Genomic DNA, 14,455 nt, shown 5'->3' with positions numbered 1-14,455 from the left:
CTTTTTTTCTTAATGTCCGGCTTTTATTCCGGCGAGATGTTTGCGTCCCATGAGAAGGACAAGCATGCCGACAAAAACGACGATCCCGCCTACTGTATATGGAGTGCTTGCAGTGAAGTGTTCTGACAGCATCCCCGCAATCCACGGAGCGAGCGCACCGCCGATAAAACGGACTGAGCTGTAGGCTGAAGACGCGATTGAACGTTCAACCGGCGCAGAACCCATCACAGCGGTTGTCATGATCGTATTCACCATACCGAGAACAGCACCGGCGACAACGATACACGTAATGATCAACGTCTGATGGTCAGTCCAGATCCCCATGACGATGAGAATGACCGCAAAGGCGATAAAGAGAACGACGAGCGAACCCACTGTTCCCAGCGCTTTGTGCACGAGCGGCGCCGTAAAGACTGACGTAATTGCCAGCAATAAACCCCAGCCGAAGAAGACGTATCCAAGGCCGTGTTCATCTAAATCCAGCACGAACGGAGAATAAGCAAGCAAAATAAAAAATCCAAAGTTGTATAAGAATGCAGATACTGCCATTGTCAAAAGGCCTTTATATTTGAGCGCCTTCATCGCATCAAACACACCGACGCGTTTCGCCGGTTTCGGCAGCTTCGGCAGCATGAGTGAAATCGCGCAAAGCGCTATGAACATGAGGACAGACACTCCGAAGAACGGAGCGCGCCATGAGATGCTGCCAAGCTCTCCGCCTGCAAGCGGCCCGACGGAAATCCCCAAGCCGAGTGCAGCCTCATACAGAATAATGGCTTTGGCGCTGCCGCCGACAGATACCCCGACAATGACGGCAAGCGCGGTTGAAATAAAGAGAGCATTCCCAAGCCCCCAGCCGCCGCGATAGCCGACAAGCTGAGCGATTGAACTTGAGCTTCCGCCGAGGGCGGCAAACACGATGATAAAAATAAGTCCGAGAAGCAGCGTCCATTTTGCGCCGATCCGGCTTGAAATCGCGCCGGAGAAAAACATCATAAAACCGGTAACGAGCAAATAACTTGTAAATAACAGAGATACTTCACTAGGTGAAGCATGTAATTGTGCGGCGATCGCCGGAAGAATCGGATCGACAAGACCGATTCCCATAAAGGAAATAACACAGGCAAACGCAACCGCCCAAACGGCTTTCGGCTGGCTGAATAAGCCTGTTTTCTGTTGTGATGATGTATCCATTTGACCAGACCTCCTGTTTCATCCATTAAAAGAAACGCTATATCCATAGCGTTTACAGCAAAATCATTCGATTGATTGAATGGCGCGGTCAGCTTTTTCTTTCATTCCGTTAAGGCGCGTTTTAAAATGCTGAAATGTGCTGATCTTCTCATCAATCATCTCAAGCTGGTGGTTCAAAGCCTGCTGAATCTCTTCCAGCTTTTCTTTCCGTTCCTTCGGATCCAGTGACAACAAGTACCCCTCTTTGTTTAATTCCAGCTGACGGCTCATCTCCATAAACTGCTGAAGCTCCTGAAGGGAAAAACCGAGCACTTCTTTTGTGCTGGTGACTTTTTCGAGCTCCTCCATATCATCTTCAGAGTATAGCCGGACGCCGCCTTCTGTCCGTTTAGGAGCAGGAATCAAACCAATCTCCTCGTAAAAACGAATGGTTCGTTTTGTCAATCCGCTTCGCTTGGCAACTTGATCAATCTTCATCCATTCCAAGGTGAATCCCCCTCTTGTCGTATCTGTTTCTATTATACACCATTTGAACCTTAACGTAAACGTTAACTTTTTATGCCTGATAAACTTTGCTTGGACAAAACGTTTGTCTTTAAAGCGCCGGGAGACATCTGTGTAAGATAAAAAAAGCCGGTATGACCCGCCATCTTTCTCGGGGGCCGTACCGGCTTTTCTTAATTCTCAAGTTCTTCAATCATCAGTGACAATTCGGTCCAGCGCTCCATCGCCGCTTCAAGCTCTTCAGCCGTTTTTGCCTGTTCGGCCATCAGTTCTTGAATCTTTCCGAAATCACTTCCCGCTTCAGCGATTTCCGCTTCCAGACGCTGATGCTTTTCTTCAAGGCCGGCGATTTTGTCTTCGATGCCGTCCCATTCGATCTGATCCTTATATGAAAGCTTTTTGCGCTTTTTCTTCGGCTCTTCCTCCGCCTTTTTCTCTTCGGCCGGCTGTTTTACCGCCGTCTTCTTCGCTTTTGCGTGTTCCATGTATTCACTGTACGAACCTTGGAAACGGGAAATGACACCGTTTCCTTCAAATACGATCAGGCGGTCAATGACGCGGTCAAGGAAATAGCGGTCATGGGATACGGTGATGACGACGCCTGGGAACTGTTCGATATAATCTTCGAGCACGCTTAATGTTTCCGTGTCCAGATCATTGGTCGGCTCATCTAAAAACAGCACATTCGGTTCCTGCATCAGTACATTCAGCAAGTACAGACGGCGCTTTTCCCCGCCCGACAGCTTTCTGATATATGTCTGCTGCATCGGACGCGGGAACAGAAAACGCTCAAGCATTTGTTCCGCGGTGATGATCTCGCCTTCCGCCGTTTTGACGATTTCAGCCGTCTCTTTTATATATTCAATGACTTTCATATCACCGTTCATTTCGCTGTGGTCCTGGGTGTAGTAGCCGATCCGGACCGTCTGCCCGATGGTGATATTGCCGCTGTCAGGCTGAATTCTGCCGGCGAGGCTGTTTAAAAGTGTCGTTTTCCCGATTCCGTTCGGCCCGATGATGCCGATTCGTTCCCCCGGGATGACAAGCTCATTAAACCGGCTGATCAGCGCTTGGCCGTTATAGGTAATGGTGACGTTATCGGCTTCGATCACCTGTTTTCCGAGACGGTGGGAGCCGATCGCGAAATCGAGTGATCCGGAGACTGCCGGCCCTTTTTGCTCTTTGAGCGCCTCCGCTCTGTCCACTCTCGCTTTTTGTTTCGTCGAGCGCGCTTTCGCCCCTCTTCTGAGCCACGCCAATTCGCGGCGCAGGAGGTTTTGACGTTTTGTTTCTTTCTGCTCCGCCAGCGCTTCCCGTTCGGCCCGTTTTTCCAGGAATACTTCATAGTTTCCTTTATACGTATAAAGGCTTCCTCTCTCAAGCTCGTAAATTCTGTTCGTCACCCTGTTCAGAAAATATCTGTCGTGCGTGACAAGCATAACGGCGCCCGGATATTGCGATAAGTAGCCTTCCAGCCATTCAATCGTTTCATTGTCCAAGTGGTTTGTCGGTTCATCCAAAATGAGCAGGTCAGCCGGCTGGATGACGTTTTTCGCAATCGCGACGCGCTTTCTCTGGCCGCCGGACAGCTCACTGACATCCTTCATCAGATCGGTGACGCCAAGTTTGGTTAAAACCGTTTTGGCTAACGTATTCGCCTCCCACGCATCATTCGCGTCCATTCGGGCCTGCGCATCAAGCAGCTGTTTCTGGCGCTGGTCATTTTCCGGTTCTTCATTCAGCGCCTGAAGCGCTTTTTCGTATTCTCTCATCGTTCTCATGACGGCTGATCCACCGGAATAAATATGCTCAAGTACGGTTTGTCCGGCCGGAAGATCAGGGTCCTGATGCAAAAACTCAATATGCACGTTTCCTGAAGCCGTAATCTCGCCTTCCTCCGTTGATTCAAGGCCGGCAATGGTTTTCAGAAGCGTAGACTTCCCCGTTCCGTTCGGGCCGATTAAACCGATTCTTTCATTCTCTTCAATATGAAAGGAGATATGGTCGAATAATGTCTTATCTCCGTATGTTTTATAAAGGTTTTCCGCTTTTATGATGCTCATGGTTCCTATCAATCCTCACGTAAGTTCATGTGTTCATTTTAAATCAGGCGCTGGAATAAAACTAGTAAAAGGACAGACAAATTTCTTGGAAGAGATCATTTTGTCCGAAGAATGTTTCCGCCTCTCCTTTTATACACTGGAGGGGAAGAGGTGATGACATGATCAGCGTCAGTTTGTGCGTTATCGTGAAAAATGAAGAGGAAGTGCTTGCGGGCTGTCTTGATTCCGTCAAAGACATTGCGGATGAAATTGTGATTGCTGATACGGGCTCGACCGACCGGACGAAAGAAATCGCGGCCCGTTATACGGATAAGATTTATGATTTTGAATGGATCGATCACTTTGCGGCCGCCCGTAACTTTGTGTTTTCGAAAGCGGAAATGGATTATATTCTGTGGCTGGACGCCGACGATATATTGACGGAAAAGGACCGTGAAAAGCTGATTGAACTGAAGGCGTCGCTTTCAAAAGAGGTGGATGCGGTATCCATGTATTATCACGTCGGCTTTGATGATCGGGGAGAGGTCAGCTTCAGATACCGCCGCAACCGACTCGTCAAGCGTGAAAAAGGATTCCGCTGGATCGGAGCCGTGCATGAGTATCTTGAAGTATACGGAAACATCATAGAAACCGATATTGCCGTCACACACCGGAAATCCGAGAAAAAGCACTCACCTCCCTCAGACCGCAACTTGAAGATTTATGAGAAAATGGCGGAAAACAGTGAAACGATGACACCGCGCGATTTGTTTTACTTCGCGAATGAATTAAAGGATCACGGCCAGTATCAGCGCGCCATCACGTATTATCACCATTTTCTTTCCACAAAACAGTGCTGGATCGAAGACGAGATCAGAACGTGCCAATATCTATCCGATTGCTACAGGGCGGTCGGCCATGAAGAGGCCGCCATGACGTCTCTCTTAAAATCATTTCTGATCGATTGTCCGCGTCCGGAGTTCTGCTGCAGGCTCGGCGACTATTTTGCGGAGAAACGGCAATACCGGCAGGGCGTGTTTTGGTATGAGCTCGCCCTATCCGCCAAAAGCAGTGATGCAGGCTTTACCCAGCTCGAATATTCCACCTGGTATCCCCATCTTCAGCTCTGCGTCTGCCACTGGCAGCTCGGCGACAGAGAAAAAGCGAAGATTCATAACGACAAAGCCGCCTCCTATCATCCGTCACATCCGAGTGTCCTGTATAATCAAAACGTGCTCGGCACATAACATCAAAAAAAGAGCTGCCCCGTATGAAGGGCAGCTCCTTATTGATTACGCTGTCGGAATTCCTCCGCTTACACTGTAAATCTGGGATGTCACATAGCTCGATTCTTCTGAGGCCAAAAAGACATAAATCCCTGCTAGCTCCGCCGGCTGTCCGGCGCGCTTTAATGGAACGGCCGGTGTTTCCTTGCCGAATTTCGGAATGTTTTCACCGGGCTGTCCTCCCGAAATCTGCAGAGGCGTCCAGATCGGCCCCGGCGCTACCGAGTTGACTCTGATTCCTTTATTCGCCAGCTGTTTTCCTAAGCCGACGGTAAAACCGATAATGGCATGTTTCGTCGCGGCATAATCCAACAGCATCGGGCTTGGATTATACCCTTCTACGGACGTTGTCGTGATAATAGACGCGCCTTCCGGCAGATACGGAAGCGCGGCTTTGACGAGCCAATACAGCGAGAATACGTTGACTTCAAATGTTTGATAGATTTGTTCTGTGGCAAGATCGCTGATATCATCCACTGCCTGCTGTTTGCCGGCGACAAGAGCGAGCGTGTCAAGACCGCCAAGCTCTTGATACGCTTTTTCCGCCAATTCTCCGCAAAACGCTTCATCGCTTAAATCTCCCGGCAGCAGAACGGCTTTTCTTCCCTCTTTTTCAATTAACGCTTTCACTTCTTCAGCATCCGGCTTTTCCTCAGGCAGATAGTTAATCGCCACATCCGCCCCTTCCCGGGCATAAGCAATCGCGGCGGCCCGGCCGATACCTGAATCGCCGCCGGTGACGAGGGCTTTTCTTCCCTTCAGCTTGCCGGCTCCTTTATAGCTCGTTTCACCGCAGTCCGGCACAGGCTTCATCTCTTTCTGCAAACCGGGCGGTTCTTGATATTGTTTTGGAAATTCATCATGATCATATTTCGTCAGCGGGTTGTGCAGATTTGCATCAGACATACAAGACTCTCCTTTATCATTGGTGATGTATTCGTATGTGTACCCCTGAGCATGACGGATCAAACGTGTAAGTGCAGTTTCCGATTGGTAAAGGGAAAACAAAAAAGGAGCCCGTAAGCTCCCTTTTTTTATGACTCTCCGAGTACGTTTTCAGCCATTTTCGCTAAATGCTGGGCGCTTCCCGAAATTTCCTGCATCGTGGCAGAAATTTGTTCAACCGCCGCCGCTTGGCCGTTTGTGTTCTGGTTGATGGATTCAATAGAGTCCTCCAGCCCTTTCAGCAGGCTGTGGATTTTTTTCGTAATCTGGTCAATTTGGCCGACGTTGTCTTTTGAATGAGTGGCAAGCTTGCGGATCTCATCCGCCACCACGGAAAAGCCCTTGCCGGATTCTCCTGCTCTCGCGGCTTCAATGGCCGCATTCAAACCGAGCAGATTGCTTTGATCCGAGATGCCCTTGACAGTGACGGAAATGTCGGCGATTTCTCCCGCGCTTTCACTGACTTGTTTCGCCTGAGCGGAAATCCCGGTCATCTGTGCTGAGAAACCGCTGATGGATTCTGAGATATCCGCGATGGCCGAAGCGGTCTGTTCCACGACGGCGGACAGGCTTTCAGCGACATCATGAAGCTTGGCTGATTTTTCAAGGCTCGTGCCGAGACCGACGCCGCCGATGACTTTTCCGTTTTCATCGTGAAGCGGAATCGCTCTGGCGATCAGCGGAAATCCGAAGAGCTCTTTCGGCACCATGCTTGTCTTCTTCTGATTCATGCGGATCGCATCTGTAATGATGTCCCCTTTTTGCAGCGGGTCTCCCGGCTTTACATTAAGAGAAAACGTTTTAGCCGGAATATTCACGATTAATTTTTCTGTATCATAAATTCCGATGGTGATGTCATCTTGGATCAGGCTGTTTAAAAAAGGCGCAACTTTGACAAATGCGTCAAGCAGGCTGTGCGTTTGCTGCTCCGTCTGTATACTCATTTCTTTCACTCCTTCTTAATATGGGAATTGCCGTTTTTCATGCTGAACCGAAATCCATTTCAGCGTGGTGAATTCTTCAAGGCTCCATTCGCCGTTCAGCCTGCCGAGACCTGATTGCTTCTCGCCGCCGAACGCGACGTTCGGTTCATCATTAATGGTCGTATCGTTGACGTGAATCATGCCGGTTTCGATCCGCTTAGCAAACTCAACGCCGCGCTCAACGTTTGCCGTATGCACGGCTCCGCTTAAACCGAACGGTGTCGCGTTTGCGATGCTTACCGCTTCATCCTCCGTTTCAAACGGCATGATGCAGACGGCCGGTCCGAACAGCTCCTCCTTCGCAATGCTCATCTCAGGTTTCACATCTTTTAAAATGACGGGCTCAGCGACCGTTCCGCTGAATCGGCCGGACAGCACCGGAACCGCTCCCTCTTCTATCGCTTTTTCGACAGACCGTCTCAAACCTTCCGCCTGTCTCTCATTGATTAAAGGGCCGATAACCGTATCAGGGTCCATCGGATCGCCGACTTTCAGCGATGACACTTTCGCTTCGTAAAGCTCTGTAAATTTGTCATATACAGATGTGTGAACGAGCACGCGGTTCGCCGACATACAGATCTGGCCTTGATGCGTAAACCGGCTGAATACAGCCGCATTGACGGCGTATTCAAGATCAGCATCCTCAAGCACGATCAGCGCGCTGTTTCCGCCAAGCTCCAACAGCGGTTTTTTAAAGTGTTTGACCGCAAGCTGTCCGATATAGCTGCCCACTCCGGTTGAGCCTGTAAATGAGATTATCCGCGGGACGGGATGCTCAACAAAGCTGTCGCCGATCTCCCCGATATCCGTCACGATAACATTCAGCAGCCCGTCCGGTACGCCGGCCGCTTCAAAAATTTTCGCGATAAGCGTTCCGCCGCAGATCGGTGTTTCTTCATGAGGCTTCAGCACGACGCCGTTCCCCGCGCCGAGTGCCGGCGCAACAGATTTCATCGAAAGGAAAAACGGGAAATTAAACGGGCTGATCACCCCCACGACTCCGGCGGGTATTCTGTACAGCCTGTTTTCTTTTCCGTCAATCGTGGACGGAAGAATTTTCCCTTCCATCCGCACCGGAAATGTTGCGGCTTCTTTTATCATATTTTTGACAAGTCCGATTTCAAACTCAGCCTTCAGCCGTGTTCCGCCAAGCTCCTCCATGATTAAGTAAATAATCGCTTCTTCGTGCTCTTCAATGAAAGAAACGGCTTTTTCCAAAATGGCCCGCTTTTTAAAAGGGTTTACTTTGTCCCATTCTTGTTTCGCAAGAGCCGCGGCGCAATATGCCGCATCCACGTCATCAGACGTCGCTTTTTGGAATGAGGTGATGACTTTTTGAGTATAAGGATTTCTGTTTTCCAATACGTTCCGGCTGCTCCCATCCCTCCATCGGCCGCCGATAAACTGCTTATTTAGTTCTTCATATTGAAACATGTAAAACATCTCCCTTTCACCGAAACTTGAAATTAGTTGATGAGTCATCTTTTGTATCGGTCTTAAGGTGAGAAAATTGAACTATTTCACAATAAAATTCCCGTTCCTTCCGTACATCGACGCTTTTTAGCTTTGTCCTTTTAAAGTGGAAAATTCTTTAATTGACTGCGAGAAATTTCGACAATATAATACAAACGTCAGTGTATATAATGATAAGAATATTATGAATTTTCAGGAGGACCCATATGTCTTTACTATTTCGGAAAAAGCCGCTGGCCGACTTAAAGGCCCAGAGCAAACAGACCAGCCTGTCCCGCTCGTTAAGCGCTTTTGACTTGGTTTTGCTCGGAATCGGCTGTGTTGTCGGCACGGGGATTTTTGTGATTACCGGGACTGTGGCCGCGACAGGCGCAGGACCGGCTTTGATTCTGTCGTTTGTGCTCGCGGGCCTTGCCTGCGCGCTCGCCGCGTTTTGTTATGCGGAATTTTCTTCATCCATTCCGATTTCAGGCAGCGTATATACGTATTCATATGTCACTCTCGGGGAGTGTCTCGCGTTTTTAATCGGATGGGACTTAATGCTTGAATATGTCATCGCGCTCGCCGCCGTCGCAACCGGCTGGTCATCCTATTTCCAGTCGCTTCTTGCGGGTTTCGGGCTGCATCTTCCGGAGGCGCTGACCGCCGCACCCGGCAGCAAAACGGGTGCCGTGTTCAACCTGCCGGCCGTTATCATTATTTTGGTCATTACCGCGATTGTTTCAAGGGGCGTGAAAGAAAGCACCCGCTTTAACAATGTCATTGTATTGATGAAAATTGCGATCATTCTGCTGTTTATCATCGTCGGTTTCGGCTACGTGAAACCGGAAAACTGGTCGCCGTTTATGCCGTTCGGAATGAAAGGCGTCATCACGAGCGCCGCGACCGTTTTCTTCGCGTATCTCGGATTTGATGCCGTGTCAAACGCGTCGGAAGAAGTGAAAAACCCGCAGAAATCAATGCCGTTCGGAATCATCGGTGCGCTTGCCATCTGCACCATCCTTTACATTACGGTATCGCTCGTCCTGACGGGAATGCTTTCGTATACTAAGCTGAATGTCGGAGATCCGGTATCTTTCGCGCTCCAATTTGTCGGCCAGAACAAGATAGCAGGCATTATTTCCGTCGGCGCGATTATCGGGATTACAACGGTCATGCTCGCTCTGCTTTACGCTCAGGTGCGCCTTACATTTGCGATGAGCAGAGACGGCCTTTTGCCCCGCATGTTTTCCAAGGTTCACCCGCGTTTTAAAACACCGTTTCAAAACACATGGGTGACGGGGATCGTTGCCGCCGGGATCGCGGGTTTTATTGATTTGGGAACCTTGGCGCATCTCGTCAACATGGGAACCTTGGCGGCCTTTACGGTCATTGCGATCGCCGTCATCGTTTTAAGAAAGAAACATCCGGAGATCAAATCTTCCTTCCGTGTTCCTTTCGTGCCTTTTGTGCCGATCATCAGCGCATGCTTATGCCTGTATCTCGCAAGCAGCCTGCCGGGCGTGACATGGCTCGCCTTTGTCATCTGGATCGCCGCCGGGATCGTCGTTTATATGATGTATTCGAGAAAACACAGTTTGTTAAATAAATAAAAAGGGAGGCTCTTTTTTCTGTTTGAGAAAGAAGAGCCTTTTTTGCACTTGATCATTCATTCACCTTATGAATAATATGGTGTATGCTTCGTTTACATAAAAAGGAGGAGAATCACTTTGGCAATTGCCGCCCCGCTTAAAGAAAAACCTGTCCATCGTCCCGAGACAACCATGTATTCTATTTTGTTCATTATCGGGATTTGTCATCTGCTGAACGATTCACTGCAAGCGGTGATTCCGGCGATGTTTCCGATTTTGGAACGTTCCATGAATCTTACATTTACGCAGCTCGGAATTATCGCCTTTACGCTGAATATGGTGTCTTCCGTGATGCAGCCCGTCATCGGCTGGTATACGGATAAACGCCCGATGCCGTATGCCTTGCCGCTCGGACTCACCGCAAGCATGCTCGGCATTTTAGGTCTCGCGTTCGCCCCGTCTTTTCTGACGATTTTATGCTGTGTCTTTTTTATCGGCCTTGGCTCCGCCGTCTTTCATCCTGAAGGATCGCGTGTCGCCTACATGGCCGCCGGCGAAAAGCGCGGCTTGGCGCAATCGATTTACCAAGTCGGAGGGAATACCGGCCAGGCGATGGCGCCCTTGATTACCGCGCTGATTCTCGTTCCGCTCGGTCAATTCGGCTCTGTCTGGTTTACGCTAGTCGCCGCAATCGCTGTTCTGTTTCTCATTTATATCGCCAAATGGTATAAAGGCCGCCTTATTCATTTGCGCGCCGTAAGTAAAAAATCACCGGCCTCCGCTGTGCAGACCGTGATTACAAAACCGATTATTCTCGCCCTTATCATGATTATCTTCTTAATTTTCGCGCGCTCCTGGTATGTGAGCGCGATCGGCAACTTTTATACGTTCTATGCGATGAATGCCTATCATGTCAGCATTCAGCAGGCACAGAGCTACATCTTCGTCTTTTTATTTTTCGGAGCTGTCGGAACGTTTCTCGGCGGGCCGCTTGCAGACCGTTTCGGAAAGCGGAACGTCATCATCGTTTCGATGATAGCATCGGCTCCCTTGACGATTTTCCTTCCGTTTGCGGGACCTGTCATCGCCTATGGCGTACTGGCGCTGATCGGTGTTGTTCTGATGTCCAGCTTCTCCGTGACTGTTGTCTACGCGCAGGAGCTTGTTCCAGGCAAAATCGGAACGATGTCAGGGCTTACGGTCGGGCTCGCCTTCGGAATGGGCGCGATCGGAGCCGTTGCGCTCGGAGCTCTTATTGATTCAGCGGGATTGACGCCGACCATGACTGCCGTCGCCTTTCTGCCCGTTTTAGGTCTGCTCGCCTTTGTCCTGCCGAGCGACAAAACATTAAAAGAATGGCATTCATAAAAATAATCCCTGCCGAAAAGGCAGGGATTTTATGTTTCAACCGTATAAAAATGAGTGTCAGGAACCGCATATTTCGGAATAAACCCGTCTCTGAAATCAGGAAACGCTTTTTGAATTTCATCAATCCATTTTTTTACGTTTTTGATGTACGGCACGTAAATCATATTGACTGTCGCCTCGTCATCAATGTGATAGTACCAGCATAGATTGAATTCGTTCTCCGTGACGAGCGTAAAGCCTGAAAAATGATAAAAAATCAGCGGGGTGTCATTGACATATACAGCCCCGCCGCGCAGGCTGACGTCATATTGCTCAATATTCCACAGCGCCGCATTCGCGCCGATCGACTCCGTGACATGAACGTGTTCAAACTGCGCGGGCCACTTTTCAACATACCTTTGATCACCGTATGTCTTTTTTTCTTCATTCATCTCCACCGTACAATAGGAGATGCAATCCTGCCTCCACTGCCAGACCGCCCGATACGCTTCCCCGGTATTCCGCGCGCCGACAAACCCGGTGTTGTACTGCCCTGTCAGCTTGTAATAAGACGCAAACCGTTCTGAATTGCGGTGATCCGTCAGAAAAAGGGAAGCATCCGGCTTTTCCGCAAACAGCTCGCCCGCATCTGAGAAGAAAAAGAGATCGGTGTCCAAGTGGGCAAAATATTCGGCTTCATCATACTCCGTCATCACATGGAACAGAAATGCCGGTTTCAGCGTCCAGCAATATTCATGAAACGTCCGGCCGCCCTTTGCTTCAAGCAGCTCCGGGTCCTCCATTTCATGGAGCTGAACCGCCGTGATATGTTCCCACGGCACCTGCTGAAGCAGTTCGTACGCTTTCTGATCGACACACAGCACATACAGATGAAAATCCCGGCAATGCTCATGGAGAGAATGAATCATCGGCATCAGTTTAAAGATATGCGTTCTGGAAACAATGGTTGAAAAATGATATTTACTCACCATATCACATCCAATTTATTTAAGATCCACATGCAGTAAATCAGCAGCCAGCGCTTTGAACGCCCTTGCAAAGTGCGTGACGCCCAGCTTTTTTTCCGCTTTTGCCAAAAGCTTTCCGACCTCCGGCAGATTGAAGCTGTTCGCCGTGATCCGCGGGCTTTTCGTCTTCCAGTCCGGGTCGAGGTTGCGGTCTTTAACCGCGTGCAGCAGCTCGAGAAAAATGTGCAGCAGGCTTTCATATTTCTCATAATCAAGCAGCACTTCGATGTCTGCCATCATGCTGTTGGTTAACTCCGCGTCAAACGGGCCGTTAAACGCGAGGTGCACGTCAAGCGAATGAATGTCATTGTACTTGTCGCACATGTACGCGATATTCGCCCTGATATCATCAACGGAAGCGCAGTTGCTCGGATGCTCCTGATGGACGCTCATGATATCGCGCCGCAGCTGAAATCTCATTCCCGACTGATGAAGCCTGATGCCGAGATCATAATCTTCAAAGCCGTATCTGACAATGCCTTCATCAAACAGGCCGAGATCTGCCACGTGCTGTCTCTTGACTGACGAATTGTTCGTAATGAAAAAACGCCACGGCAGACGGTAGCCGTTCAAATCATCTCCGTATTTTTCCAAAATGCTTTTCAGCACCCGGATAAAGTCGGTATCTAAATCAAAACATTGGTCAAGAAAACTTCCGTCTCTGATATCACTTTCATCAAGGAGCGGCTCTTTATCGCCCGGCAGCTCTTCATACAGTTCGGCGAGTTTTTCCTTATGCTCTTTTTCAAAACGGTCATAATAAAAGCTGTAAATCCGCTTCCAGAACATACCGCATACGACAAGATCGTCCCGGTTCTCATGAGCCTTGATATGCTTCGCCACCAAATCCTTTTCGGCAAGCATATCGCTGTCATGGAAGATCAAAATATCGCCTCTGGCATTGCGGACCGCCTGATTCCGGCCGTAAGCGATCCCTCTGTTTTCTTTAATTCTCACAAAAATCAGCGGAAAATTCGCGCTGAATGATTCAAGCATGGATAAGGTTCCGTCTTCCGAACCGTTGTCAGCCACAATCACTTCGAACGGCTCTGTGCATTCCTGTTCATTCAGGGACAGCAGGCTGTTATAAAGCCGCTCCTTGGAATTATATGCGGGAACAATGACGCTTGCCTTCACTTTTCGTTCACTTCCTGTATATGATCATTTATTTGTTATCATCCTCAGATGCAAAGCCGCTGAACTCCGGGCAGACGGCGCTGACCGTCCCGATCACCCGCTTCAGAATGTCCTGATAAAGCTGATGGACAAACGGCAGGTCGGTCCGGTCCGTCTCATGAATCTGCCGAATGTCGCCGGCTGTAACGATCCGGTATCCGCTGAAATGATAGAAAATCAGCGGACTTCCGTCTTCGAGCACAAGACGCCCGTCCTTCCATGAAAACGTGTGGCGGCCGTAATTCCAATGGCCGATATTCACGCCGGGCGTGGTGATGTCACACACATTCGGGAACAGGCCGGACATGTAATCCAAGTAGCCTTGATCTCCGAATTTTCCTTCGCCCGGCGCATTTTTGCATTCTTCCAGGCAGCGTTCTTTCCACCATCTGAGACAATCTGTGCCGGCACTGTCGGTTTTGAAGCTGAGAAAACCGGAATTATACCGGCCTAAAAGACGCTGCAGCATGTCGATTTCCTGTTTTTCAAATGAGGGAATGACGATATCGCCCCGTGACAGAAGCACCGAACAATCCGGCTGATTGTCAAAAATCGCGCGCGGATCAGCGAAGAAAAACAAATCGGCATCAATGTACGTGACACGCTCTAATTCCGGATGTCCGTCCAGCACGAATTCGAGAAATACCGGCTTCACCGTCCAGCAGTATTCGCTCTGATCCCTCGTCCGCTTCAGTTCAAGGAGCTCCTCATTTTCCAGTGCGGACACCTGAATCAAGGTGACATTATCCTGCCGCATTGCCTGAAGCACGTCATAGGTGTCTTGATCCATACACAAAGTAAAAATGGGGGCGTCCGCCTGAACCGCTTTCAATGAGCCGAACAAAGCGATAGCCTGATACAGCCTTCCTTTTGATAAAACTGTGCAATATGCGCTTGTCACGTCTT

The 14,455-nt window shown here is 49.4% G+C and carries 12 protein-coding genes; 3 read left to right on the top strand and 9 right to left on the bottom strand.

Annotated features, from left to right (window positions below):
- Positions 1 to 9 precede the first annotated feature (9 nt).
- The 3 genes from NYE28_RS03845 to NYE28_RS03835 form a co-directional block, all read right to left on the bottom strand.
- Positions 10 to 1,194 carry an MFS transporter gene (locus tag NYE28_RS03845; RefSeq protein ID WP_007408959.1) on the bottom strand — a complete coding sequence of 395 codons (1,185 nt, stop codon included), beginning with the start codon at positions 1,192 to 1,194 and terminating at the stop codon, positions 10 to 12.
- Positions 1,195 to 1,257: 63 nt separating this feature from the next.
- Positions 1,258 to 1,680: a MerR family transcriptional regulator gene (locus NYE28_RS03840; RefSeq protein WP_012117050.1), complete on the bottom strand. Its 423-nt coding sequence runs from the start codon at positions 1,678 to 1,680 to the stop codon at positions 1,258 to 1,260.
- 191 nt (positions 1,681 to 1,871) lie between these two features.
- Positions 1,872 to 3,761, bottom strand: coding sequence for an ABC-F family ATP-binding cassette domain-containing protein (locus tag NYE28_RS03835; RefSeq protein WP_342490303.1), 1,890 nt, complete (start codon positions 3,759 to 3,761; stop codon positions 1,872 to 1,874).
- A 158-nt stretch (positions 3,762 to 3,919) separates the two neighbouring features.
- Here NYE28_RS03835 and NYE28_RS03830 point away from each other — a divergent pair, with 158 nt between their 5' ends.
- Positions 3,920 to 4,987, top strand: a complete 1,068-nt coding sequence (locus NYE28_RS03830; RefSeq protein WP_020955481.1) for a glycosyltransferase — start codon at positions 3,920 to 3,922, stop codon at positions 4,985 to 4,987.
- A 45-nt stretch (positions 4,988 to 5,032) separates the two neighbouring features.
- Here NYE28_RS03830 and NYE28_RS03825 read toward each other — a convergent pair whose 3' ends face one another.
- From NYE28_RS03825 to NYE28_RS03815, 3 genes are all read right to left on the bottom strand, one after another.
- On the bottom strand, positions 5,033 to 5,932 hold the full coding sequence (locus NYE28_RS03825; RefSeq protein ID WP_136396191.1) for an SDR family oxidoreductase: 900 nt from the start codon (positions 5,930 to 5,932) through the stop codon (positions 5,033 to 5,035).
- A 128-nt stretch (positions 5,933 to 6,060) separates the two neighbouring features.
- Positions 6,061 to 6,915 carry a methyl-accepting chemotaxis protein gene (locus NYE28_RS03820; protein WP_007408955.1) on the bottom strand — a complete coding sequence of 285 codons (855 nt, stop codon included), beginning with the start codon at positions 6,913 to 6,915 and terminating at the stop codon, positions 6,061 to 6,063.
- A gap of 15 nt (positions 6,916 to 6,930) precedes the next feature.
- Positions 6,931 to 8,388 carry an aldehyde dehydrogenase family protein gene (locus NYE28_RS03815; RefSeq protein ID WP_025284398.1) on the bottom strand — a complete coding sequence of 486 codons (1,458 nt, stop codon included), beginning with the start codon at positions 8,386 to 8,388 and terminating at the stop codon, positions 6,931 to 6,933.
- Between the two features lie 245 nt (positions 8,389 to 8,633).
- Here NYE28_RS03815 and NYE28_RS03810 point away from each other — a divergent pair, with 245 nt between their 5' ends.
- Both NYE28_RS03810 and NYE28_RS03805 read left to right on the top strand, forming a co-directional pair.
- Entirely contained in the window at positions 8,634 to 10,019 is a 1,386-nt protein-coding gene (locus tag NYE28_RS03810; RefSeq protein ID WP_080130718.1) for an amino acid permease, read from the top strand.
- A gap of 117 nt (positions 10,020 to 10,136) precedes the next feature.
- On the top strand, positions 10,137 to 11,366 hold the full coding sequence (locus NYE28_RS03805) for an MFS transporter (protein WP_007408952.1): 1,230 nt from the start codon (positions 10,137 to 10,139) through the stop codon (positions 11,364 to 11,366).
- 29 nt (positions 11,367 to 11,395) lie between these two features.
- Here NYE28_RS03805 and NYE28_RS03800 read toward each other — a convergent pair whose 3' ends face one another.
- Genes NYE28_RS03800 through NYE28_RS03790 form a run of 3 tightly spaced genes read right to left on the bottom strand, consistent with a single transcriptional unit; the run spans position 11,396 to position 14,450 of the window.
- On the bottom strand, positions 11,396 to 12,334 hold the full coding sequence (locus NYE28_RS03800) for a hypothetical protein (RefSeq protein WP_342490302.1): 939 nt from the start codon (positions 12,332 to 12,334) through the stop codon (positions 11,396 to 11,398).
- Between the two features lie 15 nt (positions 12,335 to 12,349).
- Positions 12,350 to 13,510: a glycosyltransferase family 2 protein gene (locus tag NYE28_RS03795; protein WP_007408950.1), complete on the bottom strand. Its 1,161-nt coding sequence runs from the start codon at positions 13,508 to 13,510 to the stop codon at positions 12,350 to 12,352.
- 28 nt (positions 13,511 to 13,538) lie between these two features.
- Positions 13,539 to 14,450 (bottom strand): putative nucleotide-diphospho-sugar transferase, encoded by a 912-nt coding sequence (locus NYE28_RS03790; RefSeq protein WP_015239358.1) that lies wholly within the window; start codon positions 14,448 to 14,450, stop codon positions 13,539 to 13,541.
- Positions 14,451 to 14,455 lie beyond the last annotated feature (5 nt).

The sequence above is a fragment of the Bacillus sp. FSL R5-0443 genome, assembly GCF_038608285.1.
Lineage (GTDB): Bacteria > Bacillota > Bacilli > Bacillales > Bacillaceae > Bacillus > Bacillus velezensis.
Note: the sequence above shows the minus strand (reverse complement) of the source record. Positions and strands in the feature narration are given on the sequence as shown.

Excerpts from the sequence above, each read along its gene's own strand:
- NYE28_RS03845 (WP_007408959.1), bottom strand. The coding sequence starts at position 1,194 with ATGGATACATCATCACAACAGAAAACAGGCTTATTCAGCCAGCCGAAA.
- NYE28_RS03835 (WP_342490303.1), bottom strand. The coding sequence starts at position 3,761 with ATGAGCATCATAAAAGCGGAAAACCTTTATAAAACATACGGAGATAAG.
- NYE28_RS03830 (WP_020955481.1), top strand. The coding sequence starts at position 3,920 with ATGATCAGCGTCAGTTTGTGCGTTATCGTGAAAAATGAAGAGGAAGTG.
- NYE28_RS03825 (WP_136396191.1), bottom strand. The coding sequence starts at position 5,932 with ATGTCTGATGCAAATCTGCACAACCCGCTGACGAAATATGATCATGAT.
- NYE28_RS03820 (WP_007408955.1), bottom strand. The coding sequence starts at position 6,915 with ATGAGTATACAGACGGAGCAGCAAACGCACAGCCTGCTTGACGCATTT.
- NYE28_RS03815 (WP_025284398.1), bottom strand. The coding sequence starts at position 8,388 with ATGTTTCAATATGAAGAACTAAATAAGCAGTTTATCGGCGGCCGATGG.
- NYE28_RS03810 (WP_080130718.1), top strand. The coding sequence starts at position 8,634 with ATGTCTTTACTATTTCGGAAAAAGCCGCTGGCCGACTTAAAGGCCCAG.